Raw genomic sequence first — 23,259 nt, 5'->3', positions numbered from 1 at the left:
GTAAAAGCTACTATTTAAGCTCAACTTCTGCTCCTGCTTCTTCCAAAGATTTTTTGATACCTTCTGCTTCATCTTTAGAAACAGCTTCTTTAACCGCTTTTGGTGCACTATCAACAATATCTTTAGCATCTTTCAAGCCAAGACCTGTTAATTCTTTTACCAATTTAACCACTGCTAATTTAGAAGCACCGGCCGCTTTAAGGATAACATCAAATTCTGTTTGCTCCTCAGCTGCTTCTCCACCACCAGCGGCAGCGCCACCAGCGGCAACTGCTACAGCCGCAGCTGCAGGCTCGATACCATACTCTTCTTTTAAAATATCAGCCAATTCGTTTACCTCTTTTACGGTAAGGTTGACCAACTGTTCTGCAAAATCTTTTAAATCTGCCATTTTTCTATCGTTTAAATAAAATTTTTAAAATATAATTGTTTTAGTGCGTGCGAATTATCGTTCAGATAAAGTTTTAATGATACCAGCTAATTTACCGCCACCAGATTTAAGGCCAGAAATAACATTCTTGGCCGGTGATTGCAATAGACCGATAATATCTCCGATAACTTCTTCTTTGGACTTAATGTTCACCAAAGAATCTAAGTTTTCATCACCGATATAAACCGCCTCTTCAATAAAGGCACCTTTTAATAAAGGCTTATCTGATTTTTTTCTGAAGTTTTTGATAAGTTTTGCAGGAGCATTTCCTGTCTCAGATAGCATTAAAGAGGTATTACCTTTTAATACTTCCGGAAGTTCCCCAAACTCCTTATCAGAAGCTTCCATTGCTTTTGCAAGCAAAGTATTTTTAACAACTGCTAGTTTAATATTAGCCTTGAAACATGCTCTTCTTAAATTAGAAGTAGTCACGGCATCTAACCCAGAAATATCAGCAAGATATATGTTAGGGTTGTCGGCTAACTGTGCAGTCAAATCTTCAATTACGGTTGCTTTTTCTTCTCTTGTCATTGTTATAATTTTAGACTACCCAGTAATTAAACTGCTTTAGGATCTAGTTGAACACTAGGACTCATAGTACTAGACATGTAAACACTTTTCATGTAAACACCTTTAGCTGCCGCAGGTTTCAATTTCATCAAAGTATCCAACAACTCTTTTGCATTACCTGCAATTTTGTCTGCCGAAAAAGATGATTTACCTATTGCTGCATGTACGATTCCTGTTTTATCAACTTTAAAATCAATTTTACCAGCTTTTACATCAGATACCGCCTTCGCAACATCCATAGTAACTGTTCCGGTTTTTGGATTAGGCATTAAACCTCTGGGACCTAGAACCCTTCCTAAAGGACCTAATTTACCCATAACGCTTGGCATTGTGATGATAACATCAACATCTGTCCAACCTCCTTTTATTTTATCCAAATATTCATCTAACCCAATATAATCAGCACCAGCTTCCTTAGCTTCTGCTTCTTTATCAGGGGTCACCAATGCCAAAACCTTTACATCTTTACCGGTTCCGTGAGGTAGTGTAACTACGCCACGAACCATTTGATTTGCTTTTCTTGGATCTACACCCAAACGAACCGCTAAATCTATTGACGCATCAAATTTTACGTTGGTTATCTCTTTTACCAAAGCAGAGGCCTCATCAACAGAATACAATTTGTTTCTGTCAATTTTAGCGTGTGCTTCTTTTTGCTTTTTAGTCAATCTTGCCATTCGAAATTGCTTTTAGATTTTAAAAAGGTCTTTTACCTGCAACCTTCAATCCCATTGATCTAGCGGTACCAGCAACCATACTCATTGCCGACTCCACAGTAAAAGCATTCAAATCGACCATTTTGTCTTCAGCGATTTGCTTTACTTGATCCCAGGAAACAGATCCATTTTTAACTCTGTTAGGTTCGCCCGATCCTTTTTTAATCTTTGCTGCTTCCAACAATTGAACTGCCGCTGGTGGTGTTTTTACGACAAACTCGAAAGATTTGTCTTTGTATACCGTGATAACAACAGGCAATACTTTGCCCGGTTTGTCCTGTGTACGTGCATTAAATTGCTTACAGAACTCCATGATGTTAACGCCGGCAGCACCTAAGGCGGGTCCAACCGGTGGCGACGGATTCGCAGCACCTCCCCTAACTTGTAATTTAACTACCTTATCTACTTCTTTTGCCATTGTTTTTAATTAAGTTGAAAATGTGCTATTGGAAGCAACACAATTTTCGATATATGTAACAGCTCTTACTTAAACTTTTTCTACTTGCATATAGCTTAACTCTAATGGTGTTTTTCTTCCGAAAATCTTTACCATCACCTCAAGTTTACGCTTTTCTTCATTGATTTTTTCAACAGTTCCATTGAAGCCATTGAAAGGTCCATCAATAACCTTAACCGTTTCACCAATTATAAAAGGTATTGCAACACTATCGGTATTAACAGCTAACTCATCAACTTTGCCCAGCATTCTATTTACTTCAGCCTTACGCAATGGTACAGGATCACCACCTTTTGTTTCTCCTAAAAACCCGATTACGTTGGTTATCGAACGGATAATATGCACCATCTCACCTCCTAAATTGGCTTTTATCATGATGTAGCCAGGGAAATAGGTACGCTCTTTGTTGATTTTTTTCCCATTACGGATTTGTACAACTTTTTCAGTAGGTACAAGAACATCTTCAAGGTAATCACCGAAACCATGTCTTTCGACCTCGCTTTCAATGTACCCTTTGATTTTATTCTCTTGGCCGCTTACAGCTCTAACTACATACCACTTTTTCTCCAATACCTCCGACATGCCCTTATCCTATTAATTTATCAAAGTACAACTGAATCAACTTACTAAAAAGGCTATCAACTCCCCATGTTGCTAACGCGAAAATGATTGAGAATACCGCCACAACCACCATGTAGTTAGAAGCCTGCTCCCTGTTTAACCAGGTAACATTATTTTTTAATTCCTCCCAAGACTCTTTAACGTATGTCAACATAAAAACTAATTTTATTCTGCACGGGCGGAGAGACTTCCTTCGACTTCGCTCAGGATAAACTTCTCGCCTCACTGGCTTCATTATTTCAACTTGCACGGGCGGAGAGGCTTCCTTCGACTACGCTCAGGATAAACTTCTCGCACTCCTTTGTGCTTTGCACGGGCGGAGAGGCTCGAACTCCCGACACCTGGTTTTGGAGACCAGTGCTCTACCAACTGAGCTACGCCCGTATTTTGGTATTTATTTACTCCAAAAAAATCGCGGAGTAGATTACACCCGTTTATATTACACTGAAAGGTATCCGCCATATGACGGACACCCTTTTGTGTAAACTATGATTATAATATGATTAATCTAAAATCTCAGTAACCTGACCAGCACCTACGGTTCTACCTCCTTCACGGATAGCAAAACGAAGACCTACGCTTAACGCGATTGGCTGAATCAAATCTACATTGATGGTCAAGTTATCACCTGGCATTACCATTTCAACCCCACTTGGCAAACCTATGTTACCAGTTACGTCTGTAGTTCTTACGTAGAACTGAGGACGATAGTTGTTATGGAATGGTGTGTGACGACCACCTTCTTCTTTTTTCAAAATATAAACCTCAGCTTTGAATTTGGCATGTGGCTTAACAGAACCTGGCTTGCAGATTACCATACCTCTTTTGATATCGGTTTTTTCGATACCTCTTAAAAGAATACCTACGTTATCACCGGCTTCACCTCGATCTAAGATTTTACGGAACATCTCAACACCAGTAATTGTAGAAGCTAATTTCTCAGCACCCATACCAATGATATCTACAGCGTCACCAGTATTGGCAACACCAGTTTCGATACGACCAGTTGCAACAGTACCACGACCAGTAATCGTAAATACATCTTCAACAGGCATTAAGAAATCTTTATCAACATCTCTTTTTGGAAGCTCGATCCACTCATCAACAGCTGCCATCAACTCCATAACGGTGTCAACCCATTTTTGTTCACCATTTAAAGCACCAAGTGCAGAACCAGAAATTACAGGTCCGTTATCACCATCGTACTCGTAGAAAGAAAGTAATTCTCTTACTTCCATTTCAACTAGCTCTAAAAGCTCTTCATCATCAACCATGTCAACTTTATTCAAGAAAACAACAATTCTTGGAATACCAACCTGACGTCCTAAAAGGATGTGCTCACGAGTCTGTGGCATAGGACCATCAGTAGCAGCAACAACCAAAATAGCACCGTCCATCTGAGCAGCACCAGTAACCATGTTCTTTACGTAATCCGCGTGACCAGGACAGTCAACGTGAGCGTAGTGACGATTTTCTGTTTGATACTCTACGTGTGATGTGTTAATTGTAATACCTCTTTCTTTTTCTTCAGGAGCATTATCAATAGAGTCAAAGCTTCTAAGCTCAGACAAACCTGCGTTAGCCAATACAGTAGTAATAGCTGCAGTCAATGTAGTTTTACCGTGATCCACGTGTCCAATGGTACCAATATTTAAGTGCGGTTTGGAACGATCAAAAGTTTCCTTTGCCATTTTAAATGATTTTAATCTTAGTTTATATTAGTGTACAAATCTTTTTTTTGAGCCAATGACGAGATTTGAACTCGTGACCTCTTCCTTACCAAGGAAACGCTCTACCCCTGAGCTACACCGGCGTAAAGTGTTGAATCAACTACTTTATATAGTTCCTAATAAAAGGAAGAAATTCTTGTATTAACAAGAACGACTTTAGAGCGGGAGACCGGGTTCGAACCGGCGACATTCAGCTTGGAAGGCTGACGCTCTACCAACTGAGCTACTCCCGCATTTTCTTAAATCAACATTTCAAAATTAAAATTTCAAAAAATCCTTTTTGAAATTTGAACGTTTCGCTTTTACTGTGTGGGGAGAGCAGGATTCGAACCTGCGAAGACATAGTCAGCAGATTTACAGTCTGCCCTCGTTGGCCGCTTGAGTATCTCCCCTTCCTTTGTTTTAGTGCTTTAAGAGCCGATGGAGGGACTCGAACCCACGACCTGCTGATTACAAATCAGCTGCTCTAGCCAGCTGAGCTACATCGGCTTTTTAGAGCCTTTTTAACACAAAAAAAGCCCGCTATTTCTAACGGACTGCAAATGTATATATATTTTTATTTAATCAAAACAAATTATCAAAAATTTTAATTAAACATGCATTCTCATTTTTTCCTTCTTTTTAACTAGTTTTCTTTCTATTGAACTGCATGCAGAATCAATAGCCTCTTCAAAAGATTTACACTGCTTCTTCACCACAAACTTATCACGAGGAACATTAATCTTGATTTCAACAATTTTATTTTCTTTTGAACTGGTATTTTCTACCTTCAAATACACATCAGAACTGATTACTTTATCATAAAATAATTCTAGTTTATCCATTCTTTCTTGAACAAAATCAATAAGTTTTCCATCGGCAACAAAATTTACGGATTGCACATTTACCTTCATAAGATGCGTTTTTAGGTCTGCGTGATACAGACAGGTTAAACAGTTACAAAGATTTCACTCTTTGTTTCTAGGATGGGCATTTGCATACACTTTTTTTAGTTCGGCGATACTATTATGAGTATATACTTGGGTCGATGCCAAGCTTGAATGCCCTAACAACTCTTTCACAGCATTTAAATCAGCCCCCTTGTTCAACAAATGTGTTGCGAAGGTGTGTCTAAGAATGTGTGGACTCTTTTTGACCTTAGGACTAACCATACTAAGATACTTATTTATAACCCTATAAACAAGAGTTTCGTATATTTTATAACCTGATTTTGTCAATAAAAGTGAATCACTATCAATAACAATTTCTAGCTTTGAACGCTCCTCAATGTATGTATTCAACAAAGGAAGAATAGTCGGCAATAGCGGTAAAATACGCTCTTTGTTTCGCTTACCTAGGACCTTTAGCGTAGTTTTTGAGCTATTGATGTCGCTCTTCTTTAAATTTATCAACTCGGCACGACGTATTCCTGTAGAATATAAAAGTTCTATCAATAACTTATCACGCACACCTTCAAAATCATCTCCAAAAGGAATTTGTTTTAAAATTTTCTCCATCTCCAATTCTGAGAAAGGAACCTCTATTTTCTTCTTGGTCTTTAGTGCCTTGTGTTTAGCCAATGGATTCTTGGAGATAGCTCCTATTTTCTGAAGAAACTTATAGTAGGCTTTTAATGAGGCGATTTTTCTGTTTACGGTTCTGTTCGAGATACCTTTATTGACGAGTTCAACTATCCAACTTCGAATAATAGTGTATGGAATAGCATCAATTTGTGCCTTATCATATTCCGCAGTAGTAAAAGATATAAACTCTAAAATATCTTTATGATAGGCATTTACGGTATGTCGAGAATAGTTTTTCTCTAAGGATAAATAAGAAACAAAAGCCTCTACTGACATATTTCAAAGTTACGCTTTTACCTTTTCAAAATTACCCAATAAAAAACCCGTTCAATGTTGAACGGGTTTGTGTTATGTAGAATCTTAGTGGACTTTAAATTTCCTCTTTATCTCTTAGGCCTTGAATATATTCTGCCTTTTGAATTTCTGCTCTACGCTTTACCGAAGGTTTTGTAAACTGTTGACGCTTACGCAATTGACGCATCGTACCGGTTTTGTCAAACTTTCGCTTGAAACGCTTTAAAGCCCTATCGATATTTTCTCCTTCTTTTACTGGTATAATTAACATTGGCTACAACCTCCCTTCTTTAAGTGATACCCGTTCTTAAACGGGGATGCAAATATACAAATGAAATTTATCTAAAAAAGATTTATTCCATAATATTTTAAGTATTCTATTATTTACCCGGTGAACGATACTCTTTTTTATCAATTACAATCTTTGCAATAATCTCACGCAATATTTCTGAAGTCCCGCCCCCTATTGGGCCTAACCTACTATCCCTAAGCATTCTTGCCATGGGATAATCTTCAATATAGCCGTAACCACCCAAAAACTGAAGACAGTCATATGCGACTTCATCGGCCATTTTAGTTGACTTGAGTTTTGATATGGTCGCTTCTTTCACGGCATACTCACCTTTATCAAGCATCGCAACTACTGCATAGTTATAATGCTTACACAGTTCCATATCTGCATGTAAATCCACAAAACGATGACGCAAGGCCTGAAATTTATTTATGGTCTGCCCAAAAGCTTCTCGTTCAGACATATACTGCAAGGCATAATCTAAGGTATACTCTGCCCTAGCATGCGCATTTACACCCATGACCAGCCTCTCCAACGCAAAGGCTTCCATAATAAAGGTAAAACCCTTACCTTCTTCACCCATTAAATTAGATACAGGGACCTCCACATTATCAAATGCCAACTCTGCAGTATCAGATGCTCTCCATCCTAATTTATTTAATTTGTTTGCCGAAACCCCAGGGCTATTTCTATCAACAATAAATATGCTTATTCCTTTATTGCCCGCTGCCGGGTCGGTCTTTGCCGCCAATATGATATAATCTCCATAGACTCCATTGGTGATAAATGTCTTTGAGCCATTGATAATGTAAACATCTCCTTTACGCTCAGCGGTGGTGCGCATTCCAGCGACATCGCTACCGCCAAAAGGCTCGGTAACCCCTAAACAACCTATTTTTTCGCCATTAACGCTAGGGATTAAATATGCTTGCTTTTGGTCTTCATTCGCATTTTTATTTAAATGTGTCATGGCCAAGTAAACATGTGCCCACATTGCGGCCGCAAAGCCACCAGAATTTATCTTTTGCAATTCTTCAAGGAAGATAACCGTGTAAAAAAGATCTAGCCCTAATCCTTCATGGCTTTCTGGGGTAGCTAAGCCAAAATAACCCATCTCACCGAACTTTTTCCAAATAAACCGTTCAATGGTACCTGTCTCTTCCCATTTATCTATGTGAGGAACTACTTCTTTCTGTAAAAAATCTTTTAGGCTTTCCCTAAAAAGTTGATGTTCTTCTGTGAAGTACATACTATTCATGCGTAATTTTTTAGAGTGACAAATATAATGCTATTCTCTCGAGTTTCTCTGAAGGAAAACCGTCAAGATTCGTTAATTCGTCAAAGGAATTAATACCTCCGCTAACATCTCTCAAATCAACAATTTTTTCTGCAAGAGGATAGGAAATATATACCAACGAAGCAATTTCTTTAACCGTAGCAGAATTTATATTAATCTTTTCAATTCTTGGTGGATGTAACACCTGAAACTTTTTTAAAGCCCTATTGGCCACCTCAACATCCAAACCATAAACATCATACAATTGGTCGCCAACCAAAAAACCCCCTAATCTATCTCTAAATTTTATAATACGGGCGGATAGCTTGGTTCCAATTCCATTGATCGTCCTCAAGTCGGTAGCCGTAACCTGATTTAAATCACCAACGACCACTGCAGTTTCTGTCTTTATATTGGTAGAAGTATTTTGCGAAGCTTGCTTTTTGTCAGCTTTCACCCAATCAGGAAACTTGAAATAAGGAGCAATTTTATTCAACAATGAATCGTTGACCTTCGTGACTTGTTGAAATTCTTCTTTCGAATCTATGTATTTGTTTAAACTTCTAAAGGTGATAAGTCTATCTATTTCTTCAACGGACATCCCCAGTGTATATCCTTTGTAATCTGTAATAAAGTTGGGGTTAAAGGGGTAAATTTTAAAAGTATCCTTAAGTCGAGAAACCTGCTTTAAACTGTCTATTCTAGATTGTTCGGCTTCGTCTACAATTATTCTAGAAGCTTCAAACTTAAAAGGTTTTAGCTTCACATAGAAAAATACTCCTTGCAGAAATACTATGATTAGTAGCAAAAAGAAAATCCCACTTCGTTCTTGTTTGTTAAACCGAAAGTGGGATTTAAAATTTTTCAATCTACTACTTTATGAATATGCTTTTTTTATGGCATCTACGTACTTGTTGAGTTCTTCTTTCACCTTAGGAAACAAGATAAGTAGCCCTATCATATTCGGAAATACTAAAGCAAGAATCATAGCATCTGAAAACTTGATTACAGCATCTAATGTTGCTGCAGCTCCGATAACTACGAATAGTAGAAATAAAACTTTATAAACGATATCTGCGGTTCTACCCCTACCGAAAAGATATTTCCAAGACTGCAATCCGTAATATGACCATGAAATCATTGTTGAAAAAGCAAAAAGAACTATTGCTATTGTTAGAACATACCTGAATCCTGGAATTACCGAATCGTAAGCCATGGATGTCAAATCAACCCCTCCGATATAAGTACCTGAATCGTTTAGTAATACCGTACTACCAACAGCATTTCCATAATCAAATGCTCCAGCATCCATATTAAAGAAAATAATAACCAGAGCGGTCATGGTACAAATTACCACAGTATCAATAAATGGCTCCAACAAGGCAACAATACCCTCACTTGCAGGGTATTTTGTCTTTACGGCCGAATGTGCAATTGCAGCCGAACCAGCACCTGCTTCATTTGAAAAGGCAGCTCTTTGAAAGCCAACAATTATAACACCTAAAATACCGCCTAAACCAGCTTCAGGGGTAAACGCACCGCTAAAAATCATTCCAAAGGCATCACCAATATACTTGATATTAGCAAAGATTATTATCAAAGAAGCGATTACATAAATAATAGCCATAAAGGGAACAATTTTTTCTGTAACACTGGCTATCTTTTTAATACCCCCAATAATTACAATACCTACTAATACCGCAAGTATTAAACCAATGACAACCCCTACTGCTCCACCCTGTAAATCGAACATTGTAGTCAATTGTACAGCAGCTTGATTTGATTGGAAAGCGTTACCGCCACCAAAAGAAGCCCCAACACATAAAATGGCAAAAACCCCAGCTAACACTTTACCTAAACCTGTCAGGCCTTTAGCTTTTAATCCTCTTGACAAGTAATACATGGGGCCACCATAAACTGTACCATCTGCGCCTACATCTCTATACTTTACGCCAAGGGTACATTCAACAAATTTGGTTGACATTCCTATAAGTCCACAAACAATCATCCAAAATGTTGCTCCAGGACCTCCAATAGCTATTGCTACGGCTACACCGGCAATATTTCCTAAACCAACGGTACCAGAAACGGCTGTGGCCAAAGCTTGAAAATGGCTTACTTCACCCTCTTCGCTTTCATCGCGAATTGTATCGGGAATATCGCCATCATCGGTCATGTGCATCTCAACTTTCTCAAGACCATATTTTTCTACCTCTTCATATTTACCTCTAACCACATTGATGGCTAAAGGAAATTTTAAAATATTCGGAAACTTGAAATAAATTGTAAAAAAAGTGGCCCCAAGAACAAGTAAGATTAGAACTATGGGGATATTATACTCCCCAACAGGAACGGTAGTTAATACAAAACCTTCCCACCATGAGGCAAAAGGCATAAAGGCGTCATTAACTTTTTCATCAAGGCCTTTTTCTTCCGCTTCTTGAGCAATTGCAAATAATGGTAATAGAAAAGACAAAATCGTAAGAAGTCTATACTTCATAATATGTTATTTGGTTATATTAAGTTGTTGTAAAGTTGACAATATCCTAAAAAAAAACATCTGAATCAAATTTTGCAAGGGTTAAACTAATCTAATTGAAACATAAGATTGAGTTTATTGATTTGTTCTGGCCTACCCAGAACAATAACCTTGCCTTTCGGCTCTAGTTCTAAATCGGCTTCCGGATTGATAATGTAATTTCCGCTTGGCGTAATATAGCCAATAATGGTGCACCCTGTTTTTCTTCGAAGGTCTAAATCGCGAATTGAATTACAAACCATTTTACTGGCAAGATTATCAATTTTAACTTCCTCTAAGTTCGTAGTATGCTCACCTTCCATAGAAAGTTTATCCATAAAGGTTATTAAATCTGGCATTACGACCAATGAAGCCATATGGTCACCCCCGATTTTATCTGGCATGATAACCTTATTCGCGCCCGCAAATTCAAGCTTTTTAACAGAAGTCAACTGAGATGCCCTACTGATAATGAACAACTCTTTGTTCATTTGTCTAGCTGATAAAACCACAAAAAGATTAACCGCATCATCGGGTAACGCGGTCACCAAATACTGCGCCCTTTCAATACCTGCCGCTAATAAAATCTCGTCTTCATTTACATCACCTTGAACGAACAGAACCTCATCTTCATGAGCCTCTATAATCTTTTCATCTTTTTCTATAACTACAAAGGGCTTATTATAAGCACTTAGTTTTTCAGCAGCTTGCTTTCCGTTTCGACCAAAACCACAAACGATTACATGATTTGAAAGACCATTAATTTTATTCTTCACACGCTTTTTCTTTAAAAGTTGTAATGAGTTTTTACTCAAAATATATTCTGATATCACAGAAATGGCAAAACCAAATATGAATACACTTGATATTATTAAAAATACTGTAAAAATCTTAGCATCTTCCCCAAGCGGACGCACCTCTGAAAACCCCACTGTAGTCACCGTAATTACGGTCATGTAAAAAGCATTTACCCACGTAAAGTTGTAGTAGTAGTGATACCCTAAAACACCAATCGCCAGAACGAGGCACATTAAGGTCAGTGCCCATGCTATCTTCGATTTAAATAGCTTTAGCATAGTTATAAATCAAATACTGATGTTCGCTTTGTGTAGACAAGGTCTTTAATCTTTAACCAGAAAGCGATAAAAAGATATAAAGCAAACCCGAAACCGAGGGTGGCGAAGGTCAAATAAATAAACGTGGTACGGACGACTCTTGCCCTGATACCCCAGCGTTCTGCAATTCTTCGGCAGACTTCGAAACCCCTTTTTTGAAAGTAGTATAGTATGTCATATATCCAACGCATACTCAAAATTAGCCATTTTCATTTAAAAGGGTCATGCCTAAACTACATTGCAAACATTTATTTTCTTTACAATACTGATTGTACAACTGCAATTTCGATTGACTCTCGAAAGCGTTTTTAGTTTTAGACCCAATGCTGTCGTATTTTTCAATGATTGAATTCTTTTCGGGCTTCAGGTTTCTCATCAAAAGAAACAAGGTATCATCTATTGTTTTACCCAAGCTCTTGGCATAAGAGAATTTAATCGGTATAATCGTATTGATGATAATAAGGTCGATAAAATTCTTAGTCAATTTCTTTTTTCTGGGTTTTGACTCTTTACCGAATGTAAAATGGGTATCCCAATATGAATTTGCGTAAAGATCAAATAGCGCATATATCTCGTCTACGTTCTTTACTTCAATAAGTTTACTAAATAGGTGATGATTTGTACTATATAGATTTGCCAACTGAGACAACCTTAGTGTAGGAAAGTTATTAGGTCTTAAACCAAAAAAATTAAGTTTTAATACCTGTTCATTATTTAGCTGGAATTTGGTACGGAGAAAATTAAATTCTTTTTGATGGTTTTGATAATACTCATCGGTAACTTCTTGGTCTTCTAATAAATTGGCCATTCCAAAAAATAAACTTTCCAAAGCAATGGAACTGTTCTGAAGTTTTCTAACTACTGAAAAGTCTAATACCTCTGAAATACTCAAAAATGCGTTACCATTTAAAGTCGTTCCAAAATTCTTGAGTAACATCGAAAAAAGCACTTGCTCCCAATCATTGTTCGATTGTTTCAATAAAGTGAAAACTAGTGCTGACTTTGACTCGAGTCTTTCAATATATAGTCTTTCTAACCAATTTTCTATTTGAAATTGGTTTACCGATTTAAAGTCTTTCTCACAATTGATAAATTTTCGCTTCGGATTATCCATTAGGGCCATATAAGCCTCAAGAAGGGAAGGGCTTATATAATTTTTTAGTTCTAAAGTCGCAATTTCAGAATTATCTTTTCTAAAAACGGCAACATCATGTTCCCAAACCACATGTAGAATTACATTGTCGTAATTGGGGTCGGTCTCATGATTATGAGCATACCAGTCAGAAGCTTTCAAATGTATTTCTACATTACCGGCCCATAATTGTCCATTGATTTCAATTTGCGCATTAAAAAAGTCAGGACCCGCGTTTTGATTGTGCAGGCCTGAACCGTGTATGATAAGAGGCTCTTTTTTGGAAGTTTCCAGTCGCCCTAATGGCAACTTTTTAGTTTTCCAAATAAAATGCAATAGGTCTTCGCGCATGGGTCTTAGAAGAAATAGTGGTGGTTTCTATTCTACTCTATCCCCATCCCAATTCATAAAACCTCCTTCTAGGTTATACGCGTTTTCTATTCCTATGCTGTTCATAATAGCACAGGCTTGCCCACTTCTATTGCCTGAACGGCAGTACACATAAAAGTTTTTGGATTTATCTAGTTTTTCAAGTTCATCTAAAAATTCTTGTCCTAAGTAGATATCTATGTTAGTAGCGTTGGGAATATAGCCTTCTTCAACTTCTTCAGGGGTACGAACATCCAAGATAAAAGCGTTATCATCATTTTTAAGTTGCTCATACCATTCTTCTTGTGTTAAATCCATCTCTTTAATTAAATTAAGTTTTGTAAAAATAAAAGTCCGGAGCATAACTCCAGACTTAAAACTATTTATTTTTCTAATTAAACTTTTATTGAACATCCTATCGCCCTAGTCTTTGTGACTTTTACTTCTTCACCGGCCAAAAGGGCATCAACTGCATTTTCTGCATATTTTTCTTCAACTTTCGCGGCATCTTGATAATTATCATCTATGGCGCCGATATATCTAACGACATTGCCCTTATCCGTTTTTTCTAAAAGGTATACATGCGGTGTTTTGGTCGCTCCATATTGAGGGTATATCCTTTGGCCTTCGTCCAAGACATAAGGAAAATTAAAACCTTTTTCTTTGGCCCTTGACTTCATTTCCTCAAAACTATCCCCTGGTTTAACCTCGGGGTTATTGGGGTTTATGGCAATTACAGGAAAACCTCTAGACTTGTATTTTTCATTCAAAGCAATAATTCTATCTTCATACGCTATGGCATAAGGGCATGTATTACAGGTGAATATTACAAAGAACCCTTTTGCTTCTTTATAATCGGCAAGAGAAATCATATTACCATCAATATTTTTCAATGAAAAATCTGTTACGACATCCCCTATTTCATAACCTAGTACTGCTTTATCGTTATTTACAAATGACATTGTAATTACCAATAAAGTTAGTAATCCAATTATCTTAAATTTCTTCATATCTATTCGCTTAAAAATTTATCTAGTTCAGTATTGAGCTCCTCATAGGTAAAACCATGAGGATAAAATATTCGTTTTTCCTTATTATATATCAAAGTCGCCGGAATTCCGCCCTCCCAATCCGCATCAATCTTAGGTATCCATTCATTCATTTTTGGATCATCTAAAATTACAACTTGGCCTTTCAATTCTTTTTCTTTTACAAACGGAACCAATTTTTTCTTCCACATAGATGGCATGTCAAGGCTTACCAAAACCATTTCTACATTGTTATTCTTTTGTTCAGCGTATATTCTTTCAAAATCAGGAAGTTCTGCAACACAGGGTTTGCACCAAGTGGCCCAAAAGTTTATAATGTAGGTTTTGTCATCCTTTCTTTCCAGTAGAGGTCTTAAACCTTCGTAGTCATAAATGGGGAATTCAATTGCAACCTCTTTTTCAGATAAATCAGCTTCAGTTTTAACTTCTATAACCGTAGTGGCCTCGGCCTTATTTTTTGAACCACAGGAACTTAAAAATATTAGTGATAAAATCCCCAAAAGCAGTAATTGTTTCATTTAGTGTTATTTAAAGCTTAAAATTAAATAAACTCAAAAGGCTTATTAAAGCTTTAACACAAAATTAGCTTGTATAAATTTTGAAGTATGCTGCTAATTATCATACATTTGTATATACAATTATTGTAATGACATGAATGTTGAAAAGATAATTAAGACCAAAAAGGAAATACCCATTGAGACTAAGACGATAATTCATTTGTCCTTAGTTAACTCAAAACTCAATGATGCTATGACCCAAGCTCTTAAACCTTTTGACGTTTCATTGCAGCAGTTCAATGTTTTACGGATTTTAAGAGGGCAAAAAGGCTCCCCGGCAAACCTTTCGACGCTCAATGAACGTATGGTCACCAAAATGAGTAATACTACCAGATTGGTTGATAAGCTTTTACTCAAGGGTTTTGTAAAAAGACAAATATGTCCTTCAAACAGACGTAAGATTGAAATAAATATTACCTCAGAAGGAGAACAGTCGTTAAAAGAAATGGACAAAGCCATAGAACTTGCCGAAGCTGAGGTTTTAGTAGGCTTTACCCATCAAGATTTAGAAGAATTAAATACTTTATTAGATAAATTTTAAAAATGAACAACACTTTAGAAAATAGAACTTGGCGTTATGCCACCAAGAAATTTGACGCTACTAAAAAAGTATCGTCAGAAGATTTTGAAACTTTGCTTGAAGCAACGCGCTTAAGTGCCTCTTCATATGGATTGCAGCCTTACCAGATTCTTATTATTGAAAATAAGGACATAAGGGAAAAGTTAAAACCTGTTTCTTGGGGACAATCACAGATTACAGATGCTTCTCACCTCATTGTATTTGCGAGCTTAACCAATTTTGGTTCTGAACTTGTGGATAGTTACGTATCGAATGTTTCCACAACAAGAAATATTCCAGAAGAAAGCTTAAAAGAGTACAGTGACTTTATGAAGTCCAATCTTTTAGATTTACCTAAGGAGGTTAAAGAAAATTGGACCGCCAAACAAGCGTATATAGCTTTAGGAAACTTAATGCAGGCAGCAGCAGAGTTAAAAATAGACACTTGCCCAATGGAAGGTTTTGAAGCTGATAAATATGATGAAATCTTAGGGCTTGCAGAAAAAGGATTGACCGCAACCGTGGTATTGCCCATTGGTTATAGGTCAGAAGAAGATCAAACGCAACATTATGCCAAAGTTCGTAAATCAAAAAAGGAATTATTTACCCATATTTAATACATAATAACAAAAATCAACAAAATTTAATTTTAGAAAAATGAAAAAGAACATTTTAAGTTTAGCATTGGCCTTAGTATTCGGAGCAACCACTATGGCAAACCCCATAGATGGTGAAAAAAAAGAAGTAAATACAGAAACTAGTAAGGTAACCTGGAAAGCCTATAAAGTGACCGGATCACATACGGGTACTATCACCCTAAAATCTGGAGCTTTAGAGTTTGACGGCGATAAACTTACCGGAGGTGAATTTACAGTAGATATGACTACAATAAACACTACTGATTTAGAAGGCGATTACAAAGGAAAATTAGACGGTCATTTACATTCTGATGATTTCTTTTCAACTGCTGCAAATCCGACTTCAACATTAGTATTTACAAAGGTTGAAGCCTCTGGTAAAAACTCATATGAAGTAACTGGAGATTTGACTATAAAGGGAATTACCGAACCGGTGACGTTTGATATTTCTATATATGGAAGCAAGGCAACGGCCAGCCTAAAAGTTGATAGAACCAAATATGACGTAAAATATGGTTCAACCTTATTTGGAGCAGCAGCAGATAAAGCTATTTATGACGAATTTGATTTGGTAGTAGATTTAGAATTTTAGTCTTTACCAATAATTGAAAAAGAAAATTACTACATCCTGTCTAAAGACAGGATGTTTTTTTATAACATAACTTTATTTGATAGTTTAAAATTGATTTCTATATTTGACCCAATGAAAACTTTGAACAACAACTGGTGGTGGAATACTTTGCGACGTACATCGTGAACTAGTCCCTATTAAAAAATATATAAAGGCTTGTCATCACGACAGGCCTTTTTTAATTTATGACCTTAAAATGAAATTTAAATTACAGACCCACTATAAAAAAATTCTAGCAGATACCATTACCCCGGTAAGCGTGTATTTAAAGATTAGGGATAAATTTCCTAATAGCCTCTTACTTGAGAGTAGTGATTATCATGCCAACGACAATAGCTTTTCATATATCTGTTGCAATCCTATTGCCTCAATTAAAATTGAAGGTGAAATAATTACCAAACATTATCCGGATGGTAGCAGTGATGTCATTCAAATAACAGATGAGATAGACATTACCCAAGAAATTGATGCCTTTAGCAAAAAATTTGAAGTAGAAAATCAAGATTTTAAGTTCATTACAAACGGACTCTTTGGTTTTATGGCTTATGATGCTGTTCGCTATTTTGAGGATGTTGAAATTTCAAAAAAAGATAATTCAGTTGCTATTCCCGACATCTACTATGCTGTATACCAAAACGTAATTGCCATTAATCATTTTAAAAACGAGGCTTATCTTTTCGCGCACTGTTTTGAAACTGAAAATAATATTCCACAGTTAGAGCAAGTTCTCAAAGTAAGAAGTTTTGCTTCCTATAAATTTTCTAAAGACGGAGGTGTAAAAACTAATCTAGAAGATGATGCTTTTAAAGAACAGGTCGCACTGGCAAAAAAGCACTGTCAAAGAGGTGATGTTTTTCAATTGGTACTTTCCCGAAGGTTCTCGCAAAGCTTTAAAGGGGATGAATTTAATGTGTATAGAGCGCTTCGTTCTATAAATCCATCACCTTATCTTTTCTTTTTTGATTATGGAGATTTTAAGATTTTTGGCAGTTCTCCAGAAGCGCAATTGATTGTAAAAGACGGTAAGGCAGAAATCCATCCTATTGCAGGAACGTATAAACGCACCGGCAATGATGAAAAAGATGCAGAACTAGCGAAGCAATTAGCGCAAGATGATAAAGAAAATAGCGAACATGTAATGTTGGTTGATCTAGCCAGAAACGACCTTAGCAGAAATGGCAATCTTGTGAATGTAGAAACCTACCGCGAGGTGCAATATTTTTCGCATGTCATTCATTTGGTTTCTAAAGTTACAGGTATGAAAAAGCCTGATATTTCAACCTTGAAAATTGTTGCCGATACTTTTCCTGCAGGTACCTTGAGTGGTGCTCCTAAACATATGGCCATGCAACTTATTGAAAAGTATGAAAAAACCAGTAGAGGTTATTACGGAGGCGCTATCGGCTTTATGGATTTTAAAGGAAACTTCAACCATGCCATTATGATTAGAACCTTTTTAAGCAAAGACCATGAATTACATTTTCAAGCCGGTGCCGGCTTGGTTGCTGCCTCTGATGCAGAAGACGAATTACAAGAAACCTATAACAAACTCGGAGCTTTAAATAAAGCACTTGAAATTGCTGAAACTATCTAGATGGAGAGAAAAATATTAATGATAGATAATTATGATAGTTTCACCTATAACCTGGTGCACTATCTTGAAGATTTAGATTGCGAAGTAATTGTTAAACGTAACGACCAATTAACGTTAAGCGAAGTTGATGACTTTGAAGAGGTAGTACTTTCTCCCGGCCCTGGTATTCCAGATGAGGCAGGCCTTTTAAAAGAAATCATCAAAACCTATGCGGGCAAAAAACGAATACTAGGTGTTTGTTTAGGACAGCAGGCCATTGGTGAAGTTTTTGGAGGTAGTTTAATCAATCTAGACCAAGTATATCATGGTGTTGCTACAACAATAGAAATTGTCGAAGAAGATTATATTTTTAAAGGTTTACCTAAAAACATAGAAGTCGGTCGCTATCATTCGTGGGTGGTGAATTCAAATTTACCGGATAGTTTGAAAGCCACTTCTTTTGATGAAAACGGACAAGTAATGTCATTAAGGCACAAAGAATTTGACATTAGGGCGGTACAATTTCACCCTGAGTCAGTTTTAACTCCTCAAGGCAAGCAAATACTAAAAAATTGGTTACAAAAATGAAAGAGACCCTAAATAGATTAATAAATCACGAGATTCTTGAAAAGGAAGATGCCAAGCAAGTTCTGGTAAATATTGCCAAAGGGGATTATAATACGAGTCAGATAGCCGCATTTTTAACGGTATATATGATGCGCAGCATTACCATAGAAGAATTGGAAGGTTTTCGAGATGCACTTTTAGAATTATGTTTAGCCGTTGATTTAGCTGAATATAATCCTATAGATTTGTGCGGCACGGGCGGTGACGGCAAAGACACTTTTAATATTTCTACGCTATCATCTTTTGTTACCGCCGGAGCGGGAATCAAAGTTACGAAGCATGGTAATTACGGGGTTTCCTCTAAATGTGGCAGTAGCAACGTTATGGAGTTTTTGGGTATTAAATTTAGTAATGAGGCCGATTTCCTAAAAAAATCGATTGATGAAGCCGGTATCTGTGTATTGCATGCACCTCTATTTCACCCTGCGATGAAAAATGTAGCTCCAATACGAAGAGAATTGGCAGTGAAGACCTTTTTTAATATGTTGGGGCCAATGGTAAATCCGGCATTTCCTAAAAACCAAATGGTTGGGGTTTTTAACTTAGAATTGGCCAGAATGTATGGATATCTATACCAGAATACTGATAAAAATTTCACCATACTTCATGCTCTTGACGGATACGATGAAATAAGTTTAACAGGTGACACCAAGACTATTTCAAATGGTTCGGAAGCCATATTAAAACCCTCAGATTTCGGTATAACAGCTATTAAAGCAAATGAAATTGTTGGTGGAAACGATATTCCAGATTCAGCCCAAATATTTATGGATGTGCTAAATGGAAAAGGTACCAAAGCCCAAAACAATGTGGTTTGTGCCAATGCAGGGGTTGCTATCGCTACGGTTGAAGACATTAGTCCAGCAGAAGGTTTTGAAAAGGCTAAAGAGTCATTACTAAATGGTAACGGATTAAAAGCATTAAAGAAATTACAGGAACTAAGTAAAAACTGATGTCATGTCAAACGAATGTCAGACATCTAAAAAAATAGATTTCTCAATGGTGAAACCCATGTCGAAATGACAAAAAATAGAAAATGGACATACTTAATAAAATAGTAGCCGATAAATACAAGGAAGTCGACTTAAAAAAATCACTTCTTCCCGTTGCCCAATTGGAACAGTCTGTTCTTTTCAGAAGGACGAGAAATTCTTTGGCTTCAGCATTGCAAAATAGTTCGACCGGAATAATCGCAGAACACAAAAGACGCTCACCATCCAAAGGCACCATAAATCAAAATACCAATGTGGGGCAAGTTGCCATTGGTTATCAAAAAGCTGATGTGTGCGGTATGAGTGTTTTGACCGATATCAAATACTTTGGTGGTTCACTAGAAGATTTACAATTGGCAAGAGCTTCTGTGACTATGCCTTTATTACGAAAAGAATTTATCATTGATGAATACCAGATTATTGAGGCTAAGTCGAACGGGGCCGATGTAATCTTGCTAATAGCCGCAGTTTTATCAAAAGAAGAAATAAAAACCTTTTCTGAACTTGCTAAAAGTTTAGATTTAGATGTTCTTTTAGAAGTACATAACGAAGAGGAGTTACATAAATCGATTATGCCAAGCTTGGATATGTTAGGCGTAAACAATCGTAATCTTAAGACTTTTGAGGTTGATTTAGATACCAGCAAAAGTCTTGCTAAAATTATTCCTGATGATTTTGTGAAAGTTTCAGAAAGCGGCATCAGTTCCCTAGAGGCCATTAGAGACTTAAAACAATTTGGTTACGAAGGATTTTTGATAGGTGAAAATTTCATGAAAACTAACAATCCCGGTAAAAGCGCTAAGGAGTTTATTCAAAAATTGAAGTAACCGATGGATTATTATTATACCAATAAAGACAAAAATCATACAACTAAAGACAAAGTGTCCTTACAGTTGAAAGTCTGTGGCATGAATGACAATACATCAGAGGTGGCAGGATTGAAGCCGGATTATCTGGGCTTTATTTTTTGGGAGCCATCAAAACGCTATTTTAAAGGTGATATGCCAGCTATTCCCCATAGTATTAAAAAAGTGGGCGTTTTTGTCAATGCAACAATAGCCGAAATCAAGCATTTGGTCGAGCAGTTCAGCTTACTTTATGTTCAGCTACATGGTAAGGAAAGCCCATCCTTTTGCGATGAACTAAAAAAACGTGTGCCGCAACTAAAAATTATTAAGGTTTTTTCAATAAAAGACAGCTTCAACTTTGAGCAATTACGACACTTTGAAGATGTTTGTGATTTTTACCTTTTTGATACCAAGGGTAAATTACCCGGGGGCAATGGTTGCACCTTTAATTGGTCTGTTTTAAAAAACTATCCCTCAACCAAACCATATTTTTTAAGTGGGGGAATAGGTATAGAAGAATTAACATCGATACATGAGTTTTTAAAAAGACCGGAATCTCAATATTGTCACGTAATAGATGTGAACAGTAAATTTGAATTGGAGCCCGGTCTAAAGGATATAAAAAAAATAAAAGAGTTTAAGGAAACATTGATTATAAAATAATGATTTAAAAGGGTATCATTTTAAAGACAATTAACTAATCAACCATCACTTAATACTGACAACTATGAATTATCACGCTAACGAAAAAGGATATTATGGGGAATTTGGAGGAGCATTTATACCTGAAATGTTATACCCAAATGTAGAAGAGCTACGTCGAAAGTATTTGGATATCATGTATGAAGAATCTTTTCAAAAAGAATTCCATCAACTTTTAAAAGATTATGTAGGGCGACCTTCCCCACTTTACTTTGCCAAACGCCTTTCCGAAAAGCACAATTGCAAAATCTATTTAAAACGAGAAGATTTAAACCATACAGGTGCGCACAAAGTAAACAATACCATAGGCCAAATTTTAATGGCTCAAAAACTAGGTAAGAAGAGAATTATAGCTGAAACTGGCGCCGGACAACACGGTGTGGCCACGGCCACTGTTTGTGCCCTTATGGGAATGGAGTGTATTGTTTATATGGGTGAAATAGATATCGAACGCCAAGCACCAAACGTTGCCCGTATGAAGATGCTCGGTGCCGAAGTCCGCCCTGCGCTTTCTGGGAGCAGAACTTTAAAGGATGCTACTAATGAAGCGATTCGCGATTGGATTAATAATCCGGTGGACACACATTACATTATTGGTTCTGCAATTGGGCCACACCCCTACCCTGATATGGTTACCCGTTTTCAATCGGTAATTTCAGAAGAAATCAGATGGCAACTGAAAGAAAAAGAAGGACGTGAAAATCCTGACTATGTGGTAGCATGTATTGGTGGTGGCAGTAATGCCGCGGGCACCTACTATCATTTTCTTAATGAGCCCCAAGTAGGTATCATAGCTGTTGAGGCAGCCGGAAAAGGCGTTGAAACTGGTGAAAGTGCCGCAACTTCTGCATTAGGAAAAGTAGGTATAATTCATGGTTGTAAAACCATGTTGATGCAAACAACTGACGGACAAATAACGGAACCCTATTCAATTTCTGCTGGATTGGATTATCCTGGGGTTGGACCAATGCATTCGCATTTACATAAATCTGGTAGAGCAGAATTTTACTCTGCCACAGATGATGAAGCGATGACTGCTGGATTGGAACTTTCGCAGTTGGAAGGTATCATTCCCGCAATAGAAACAGGCCATGCCTTCGCAATTTTTGACCATAAAAAATTTCAACCTGATGATGTGGTCGTAATCAGTTTATCTGGTCGTGGGGATAAAGATTTACAAACCTATATTGATTACTTTAAGTTGGCGTAAAATGAATAGGATTCATCAAAAACTACAGGAGGATAAAAAACTTCTTTCGATATATTTTACTGCTGGTTATCCAAGTTTAACTGACACCGTACAAATCATTCAAGATTTAGAGCGAAATGGGGTAGATATGATTGAGATCGGACTACCCTTTAGCGACCCGTTAGCTGACGGACCAACCATTCAAGATAGCTCTACCGCCGCACTAAAAAATGGGATGACCACCGAAAAGCTTTTTGAGCAACTTGCCAGAATTAGAGAAACTGTGTCCATTCCACTGATTGTAATGGGTTATTTTAATCCCATGCTTCAGTATGGTGTGGAAGCCTTTTGCAAAAAGTGCTCTGAAATTGGTATTGACGGGATTATTATGCCCGATTTACCCCTAGATGTCTATCAATCAGATTATGAAGCCACTTTTAAAAAATACGGACTACTTAATGTATTCTTGATTACACCACAGACCAGTGGGGAACGTATCCATCAAATTGATGAAGCCTCTGATGCCTTTATTTATATGGTAAGTTCTGCAAGTGTTACCGGTTCTAAATCAGGTTTTGGGAACGAGCAAACCGACTACTTTGAGCGCATTGCAACTATGAATTTAAAGAATCCGCAAATCGTAGGTTTTGGCATTAAAGATGCAGAAACGTTTCAACAAGCTACGAAAACGGCCAAAGGAGCTATTATAGGCTCTGCGTTTATTAAATATTTGACTTCTAATGGAATAGAAAGCATCTCTGATTTTGTAAAGACGATTAGATAAAAGAATTTATAAAAAACATCAAGATAAA

29 protein-coding genes and 5 tRNA genes are annotated in these 23,259 nt (G+C 36.9%); 10 read left to right on the top strand and 24 right to left on the bottom strand.

The annotated features are described in order from the left end of the window. Positions 1 to 10: 10 nt before the first annotated feature. From rplL to ACFSQJ_RS00815, 24 genes are all read right to left on the bottom strand, one after another. Entirely contained in the window at positions 11 to 391 is a 381-nt protein-coding gene (rplL, locus tag ACFSQJ_RS00930; RefSeq protein ID WP_377764867.1) for a 50S ribosomal protein L7/L12, read from the bottom strand. Between the two features lie 54 nt (positions 392 to 445). Beyond that, on the bottom strand, positions 446 to 961 hold the full coding sequence (gene rplJ, locus ACFSQJ_RS00925) for a 50S ribosomal protein L10 (protein WP_377764866.1): 516 nt from the start codon (positions 959 to 961) through the stop codon (positions 446 to 448). 26 nt (positions 962 to 987) lie between these two features. Then, complete coding sequence (rplA, locus tag ACFSQJ_RS00920) at positions 988 to 1,677, bottom strand: 50S ribosomal protein L1 (protein ID WP_377764865.1); 690 nt, start codon at positions 1,675 to 1,677, stop codon at positions 988 to 990. Positions 1,678 to 1,696: 19 nt separating this feature from the next. Further along, entirely contained in the window at positions 1,697 to 2,134 is a 438-nt protein-coding gene (gene rplK, locus ACFSQJ_RS00915) for a 50S ribosomal protein L11 (protein WP_377764864.1), read from the bottom strand. A gap of 69 nt (positions 2,135 to 2,203) precedes the next feature. Next, complete coding sequence (gene nusG / locus ACFSQJ_RS00910; RefSeq protein WP_377764863.1) at positions 2,204 to 2,755, bottom strand: transcription termination/antitermination protein NusG; 552 nt, start codon at positions 2,753 to 2,755, stop codon at positions 2,204 to 2,206. Between the two features lie 4 nt (positions 2,756 to 2,759). Continuing rightward, positions 2,760 to 2,948 carry a preprotein translocase subunit SecE gene (gene secE / locus ACFSQJ_RS00905; protein WP_377764862.1) on the bottom strand — a complete coding sequence of 63 codons (189 nt, stop codon included), beginning with the start codon at positions 2,946 to 2,948 and terminating at the stop codon, positions 2,760 to 2,762. Positions 2,949 to 3,105: 157 nt separating this feature from the next. Beyond that, positions 3,106 to 3,178: transfer RNA gene (locus ACFSQJ_RS00900), tRNA-Trp, on the bottom strand. A 119-nt stretch (positions 3,179 to 3,297) separates the two neighbouring features. Next, entirely contained in the window at positions 3,298 to 4,485 is a 1,188-nt protein-coding gene (gene tuf, locus ACFSQJ_RS00895; protein ID WP_377764861.1) for an elongation factor Tu, read from the bottom strand. Between the two features lie 50 nt (positions 4,486 to 4,535). Beyond that, a tRNA-Thr gene (locus tag ACFSQJ_RS00890) sits at positions 4,536 to 4,607 on the bottom strand. A 77-nt stretch (positions 4,608 to 4,684) separates the two neighbouring features. Further along, positions 4,685 to 4,757: transfer RNA gene (locus ACFSQJ_RS00885), tRNA-Gly, on the bottom strand. A 77-nt stretch (positions 4,758 to 4,834) separates the two neighbouring features. Continuing rightward, positions 4,835 to 4,916, bottom strand: a tRNA-Tyr gene (locus tag ACFSQJ_RS00880). A gap of 23 nt (positions 4,917 to 4,939) precedes the next feature. Then, positions 4,940 to 5,013 (bottom strand) — tRNA-Thr (locus ACFSQJ_RS00875). A gap of 101 nt (positions 5,014 to 5,114) precedes the next feature. After that, positions 5,115 to 5,417 carry a ribosome hibernation-promoting factor, HPF/YfiA family gene (gene hpf / locus ACFSQJ_RS00870; RefSeq protein ID WP_377764860.1) on the bottom strand — a complete coding sequence of 101 codons (303 nt, stop codon included), beginning with the start codon at positions 5,415 to 5,417 and terminating at the stop codon, positions 5,115 to 5,117. Between the two features lie 54 nt (positions 5,418 to 5,471). Further along, positions 5,472 to 6,362: a tyrosine-type recombinase/integrase gene (locus ACFSQJ_RS00865; RefSeq protein WP_377764859.1), complete on the bottom strand. Its 891-nt coding sequence runs from the start codon at positions 6,360 to 6,362 to the stop codon at positions 5,472 to 5,474. 94 nt (positions 6,363 to 6,456) lie between these two features. After that, positions 6,457 to 6,651, bottom strand: a complete 195-nt coding sequence (rpsU, locus tag ACFSQJ_RS00860; protein ID WP_054559369.1) for a 30S ribosomal protein S21 — start codon at positions 6,649 to 6,651, stop codon at positions 6,457 to 6,459. A 109-nt stretch (positions 6,652 to 6,760) separates the two neighbouring features. Then, positions 6,761 to 7,930 carry an acyl-CoA dehydrogenase family protein gene (locus tag ACFSQJ_RS00855; protein ID WP_377764858.1) on the bottom strand — a complete coding sequence of 390 codons (1,170 nt, stop codon included), beginning with the start codon at positions 7,928 to 7,930 and terminating at the stop codon, positions 6,761 to 6,763. Between the two features lie 10 nt (positions 7,931 to 7,940). Continuing rightward, the gene (locus ACFSQJ_RS00850; RefSeq protein WP_377764857.1) at positions 7,941 to 8,816 is read right to left on the bottom strand and encodes a ComEA family DNA-binding protein; all 876 of its coding nucleotides are present in this window, start codon (positions 8,814 to 8,816) and stop codon (positions 7,941 to 7,943) included. Positions 8,817 to 8,825: 9 nt separating this feature from the next. Next, the gene (locus tag ACFSQJ_RS00845; RefSeq protein ID WP_377764856.1) at positions 8,826 to 10,448 is read right to left on the bottom strand and encodes an alanine/glycine:cation symporter family protein; all 1,623 of its coding nucleotides are present in this window, start codon (positions 10,446 to 10,448) and stop codon (positions 8,826 to 8,828) included. Positions 10,449 to 10,534: 86 nt separating this feature from the next. Continuing rightward, positions 10,535 to 11,542: a potassium channel family protein gene (locus ACFSQJ_RS00840; RefSeq protein ID WP_377764855.1), complete on the bottom strand. Its 1,008-nt coding sequence runs from the start codon at positions 11,540 to 11,542 to the stop codon at positions 10,535 to 10,537. A gap of 2 nt (positions 11,543 to 11,544) precedes the next feature. Next, positions 11,545 to 11,772, bottom strand: coding sequence for a PspC domain-containing protein (locus tag ACFSQJ_RS00835; protein ID WP_311386474.1), 228 nt, complete (start codon positions 11,770 to 11,772; stop codon positions 11,545 to 11,547). An 8-nt stretch (positions 11,773 to 11,780) separates the two neighbouring features. Continuing rightward, on the bottom strand, positions 11,781 to 13,064 hold the full coding sequence (locus tag ACFSQJ_RS00830; protein WP_377764854.1) for a DUF2851 family protein: 1,284 nt from the start codon (positions 13,062 to 13,064) through the stop codon (positions 11,781 to 11,783). Between the two features lie 27 nt (positions 13,065 to 13,091). Then, entirely contained in the window at positions 13,092 to 13,400 is a 309-nt protein-coding gene (locus ACFSQJ_RS00825) for a rhodanese-like domain-containing protein (RefSeq protein WP_377764853.1), read from the bottom strand. A gap of 77 nt (positions 13,401 to 13,477) precedes the next feature. Next, positions 13,478 to 14,092, bottom strand: coding sequence for a thioredoxin family protein (locus tag ACFSQJ_RS00820; protein ID WP_377764852.1), 615 nt, complete (start codon positions 14,090 to 14,092; stop codon positions 13,478 to 13,480). 2 nt (positions 14,093 to 14,094) lie between these two features. After that, positions 14,095 to 14,649, bottom strand: coding sequence for a TlpA disulfide reductase family protein (locus ACFSQJ_RS00815; protein WP_377764851.1), 555 nt, complete (start codon positions 14,647 to 14,649; stop codon positions 14,095 to 14,097). A gap of 133 nt (positions 14,650 to 14,782) precedes the next feature. On the opposite strand from ACFSQJ_RS00815, the gene ACFSQJ_RS00810 reads away from it, so the two are divergent. The 10 genes from ACFSQJ_RS00810 to trpA all read left to right on the top strand — a co-directional run bounded on the left by ACFSQJ_RS00810 (position 14,783) and on the right by trpA (position 23,231). Then, positions 14,783 to 15,229 carry a MarR family winged helix-turn-helix transcriptional regulator gene (locus ACFSQJ_RS00810; protein ID WP_377764850.1) on the top strand — a complete coding sequence of 149 codons (447 nt, stop codon included), beginning with the start codon at positions 14,783 to 14,785 and terminating at the stop codon, positions 15,227 to 15,229. A gap of 2 nt (positions 15,230 to 15,231) precedes the next feature. After that, positions 15,232 to 15,864: an NAD(P)H-dependent oxidoreductase gene (locus ACFSQJ_RS00805; RefSeq protein ID WP_377764849.1), complete on the top strand. Its 633-nt coding sequence runs from the start codon at positions 15,232 to 15,234 to the stop codon at positions 15,862 to 15,864. A gap of 40 nt (positions 15,865 to 15,904) precedes the next feature. Beyond that, positions 15,905 to 16,477, top strand: coding sequence for a YceI family protein (locus ACFSQJ_RS00800; RefSeq protein WP_377764848.1), 573 nt, complete (start codon positions 15,905 to 15,907; stop codon positions 16,475 to 16,477). A 235-nt stretch (positions 16,478 to 16,712) separates the two neighbouring features. Beyond that, on the top strand, positions 16,713 to 18,110 hold the full coding sequence (locus ACFSQJ_RS00795) for an anthranilate synthase component I family protein (protein ID WP_377764847.1): 1,398 nt from the start codon (positions 16,713 to 16,715) through the stop codon (positions 18,108 to 18,110). Beyond that, the gene (locus ACFSQJ_RS00790; RefSeq protein ID WP_377764846.1) at positions 18,111 to 18,677 is read left to right on the top strand and encodes an anthranilate synthase component II; all 567 of its coding nucleotides are present in this window, start codon (positions 18,111 to 18,113) and stop codon (positions 18,675 to 18,677) included. Then, positions 18,674 to 19,669, top strand: coding sequence for an anthranilate phosphoribosyltransferase (gene trpD / locus ACFSQJ_RS00785; protein ID WP_377764845.1), 996 nt, complete (start codon positions 18,674 to 18,676; stop codon positions 19,667 to 19,669). Before ACFSQJ_RS00790 ends, trpD begins: the two co-directional genes overlap by 4 nt. Before the next feature lie 83 nt (positions 19,670 to 19,752). Then, positions 19,753 to 20,535: an indole-3-glycerol phosphate synthase TrpC gene (gene trpC / locus ACFSQJ_RS00780; RefSeq protein WP_377764844.1), complete on the top strand. Its 783-nt coding sequence runs from the start codon at positions 19,753 to 19,755 to the stop codon at positions 20,533 to 20,535. 3 nt (positions 20,536 to 20,538) lie between these two features. Beyond that, positions 20,539 to 21,219 (top strand): phosphoribosylanthranilate isomerase, encoded by a 681-nt coding sequence (locus ACFSQJ_RS00775; protein ID WP_377764843.1) that lies wholly within the window; start codon positions 20,539 to 20,541, stop codon positions 21,217 to 21,219. A gap of 64 nt (positions 21,220 to 21,283) precedes the next feature. Continuing rightward, positions 21,284 to 22,468, top strand: coding sequence for a tryptophan synthase subunit beta (trpB, locus tag ACFSQJ_RS00770; protein ID WP_377764842.1), 1,185 nt, complete (start codon positions 21,284 to 21,286; stop codon positions 22,466 to 22,468). A 1-nt stretch (position 22,469) separates the two neighbouring features. Next, positions 22,470 to 23,231, top strand: a complete 762-nt coding sequence (gene trpA, locus ACFSQJ_RS00765; RefSeq protein WP_377764841.1) for a tryptophan synthase subunit alpha — start codon at positions 22,470 to 22,472, stop codon at positions 23,229 to 23,231. Positions 23,232 to 23,259: the final 28 nt, after the last annotated feature.

The sequence above is a fragment of the Croceitalea marina genome, assembly GCF_042684265.1.
Lineage (GTDB): Bacteria > Bacteroidota > Bacteroidia > Flavobacteriales > Flavobacteriaceae > Croceitalea > Croceitalea marina.
The sequence above is the reverse complement of the archived record's forward strand: the minus strand, read 5'-3'. Positions and strand labels throughout refer to the sequence as shown.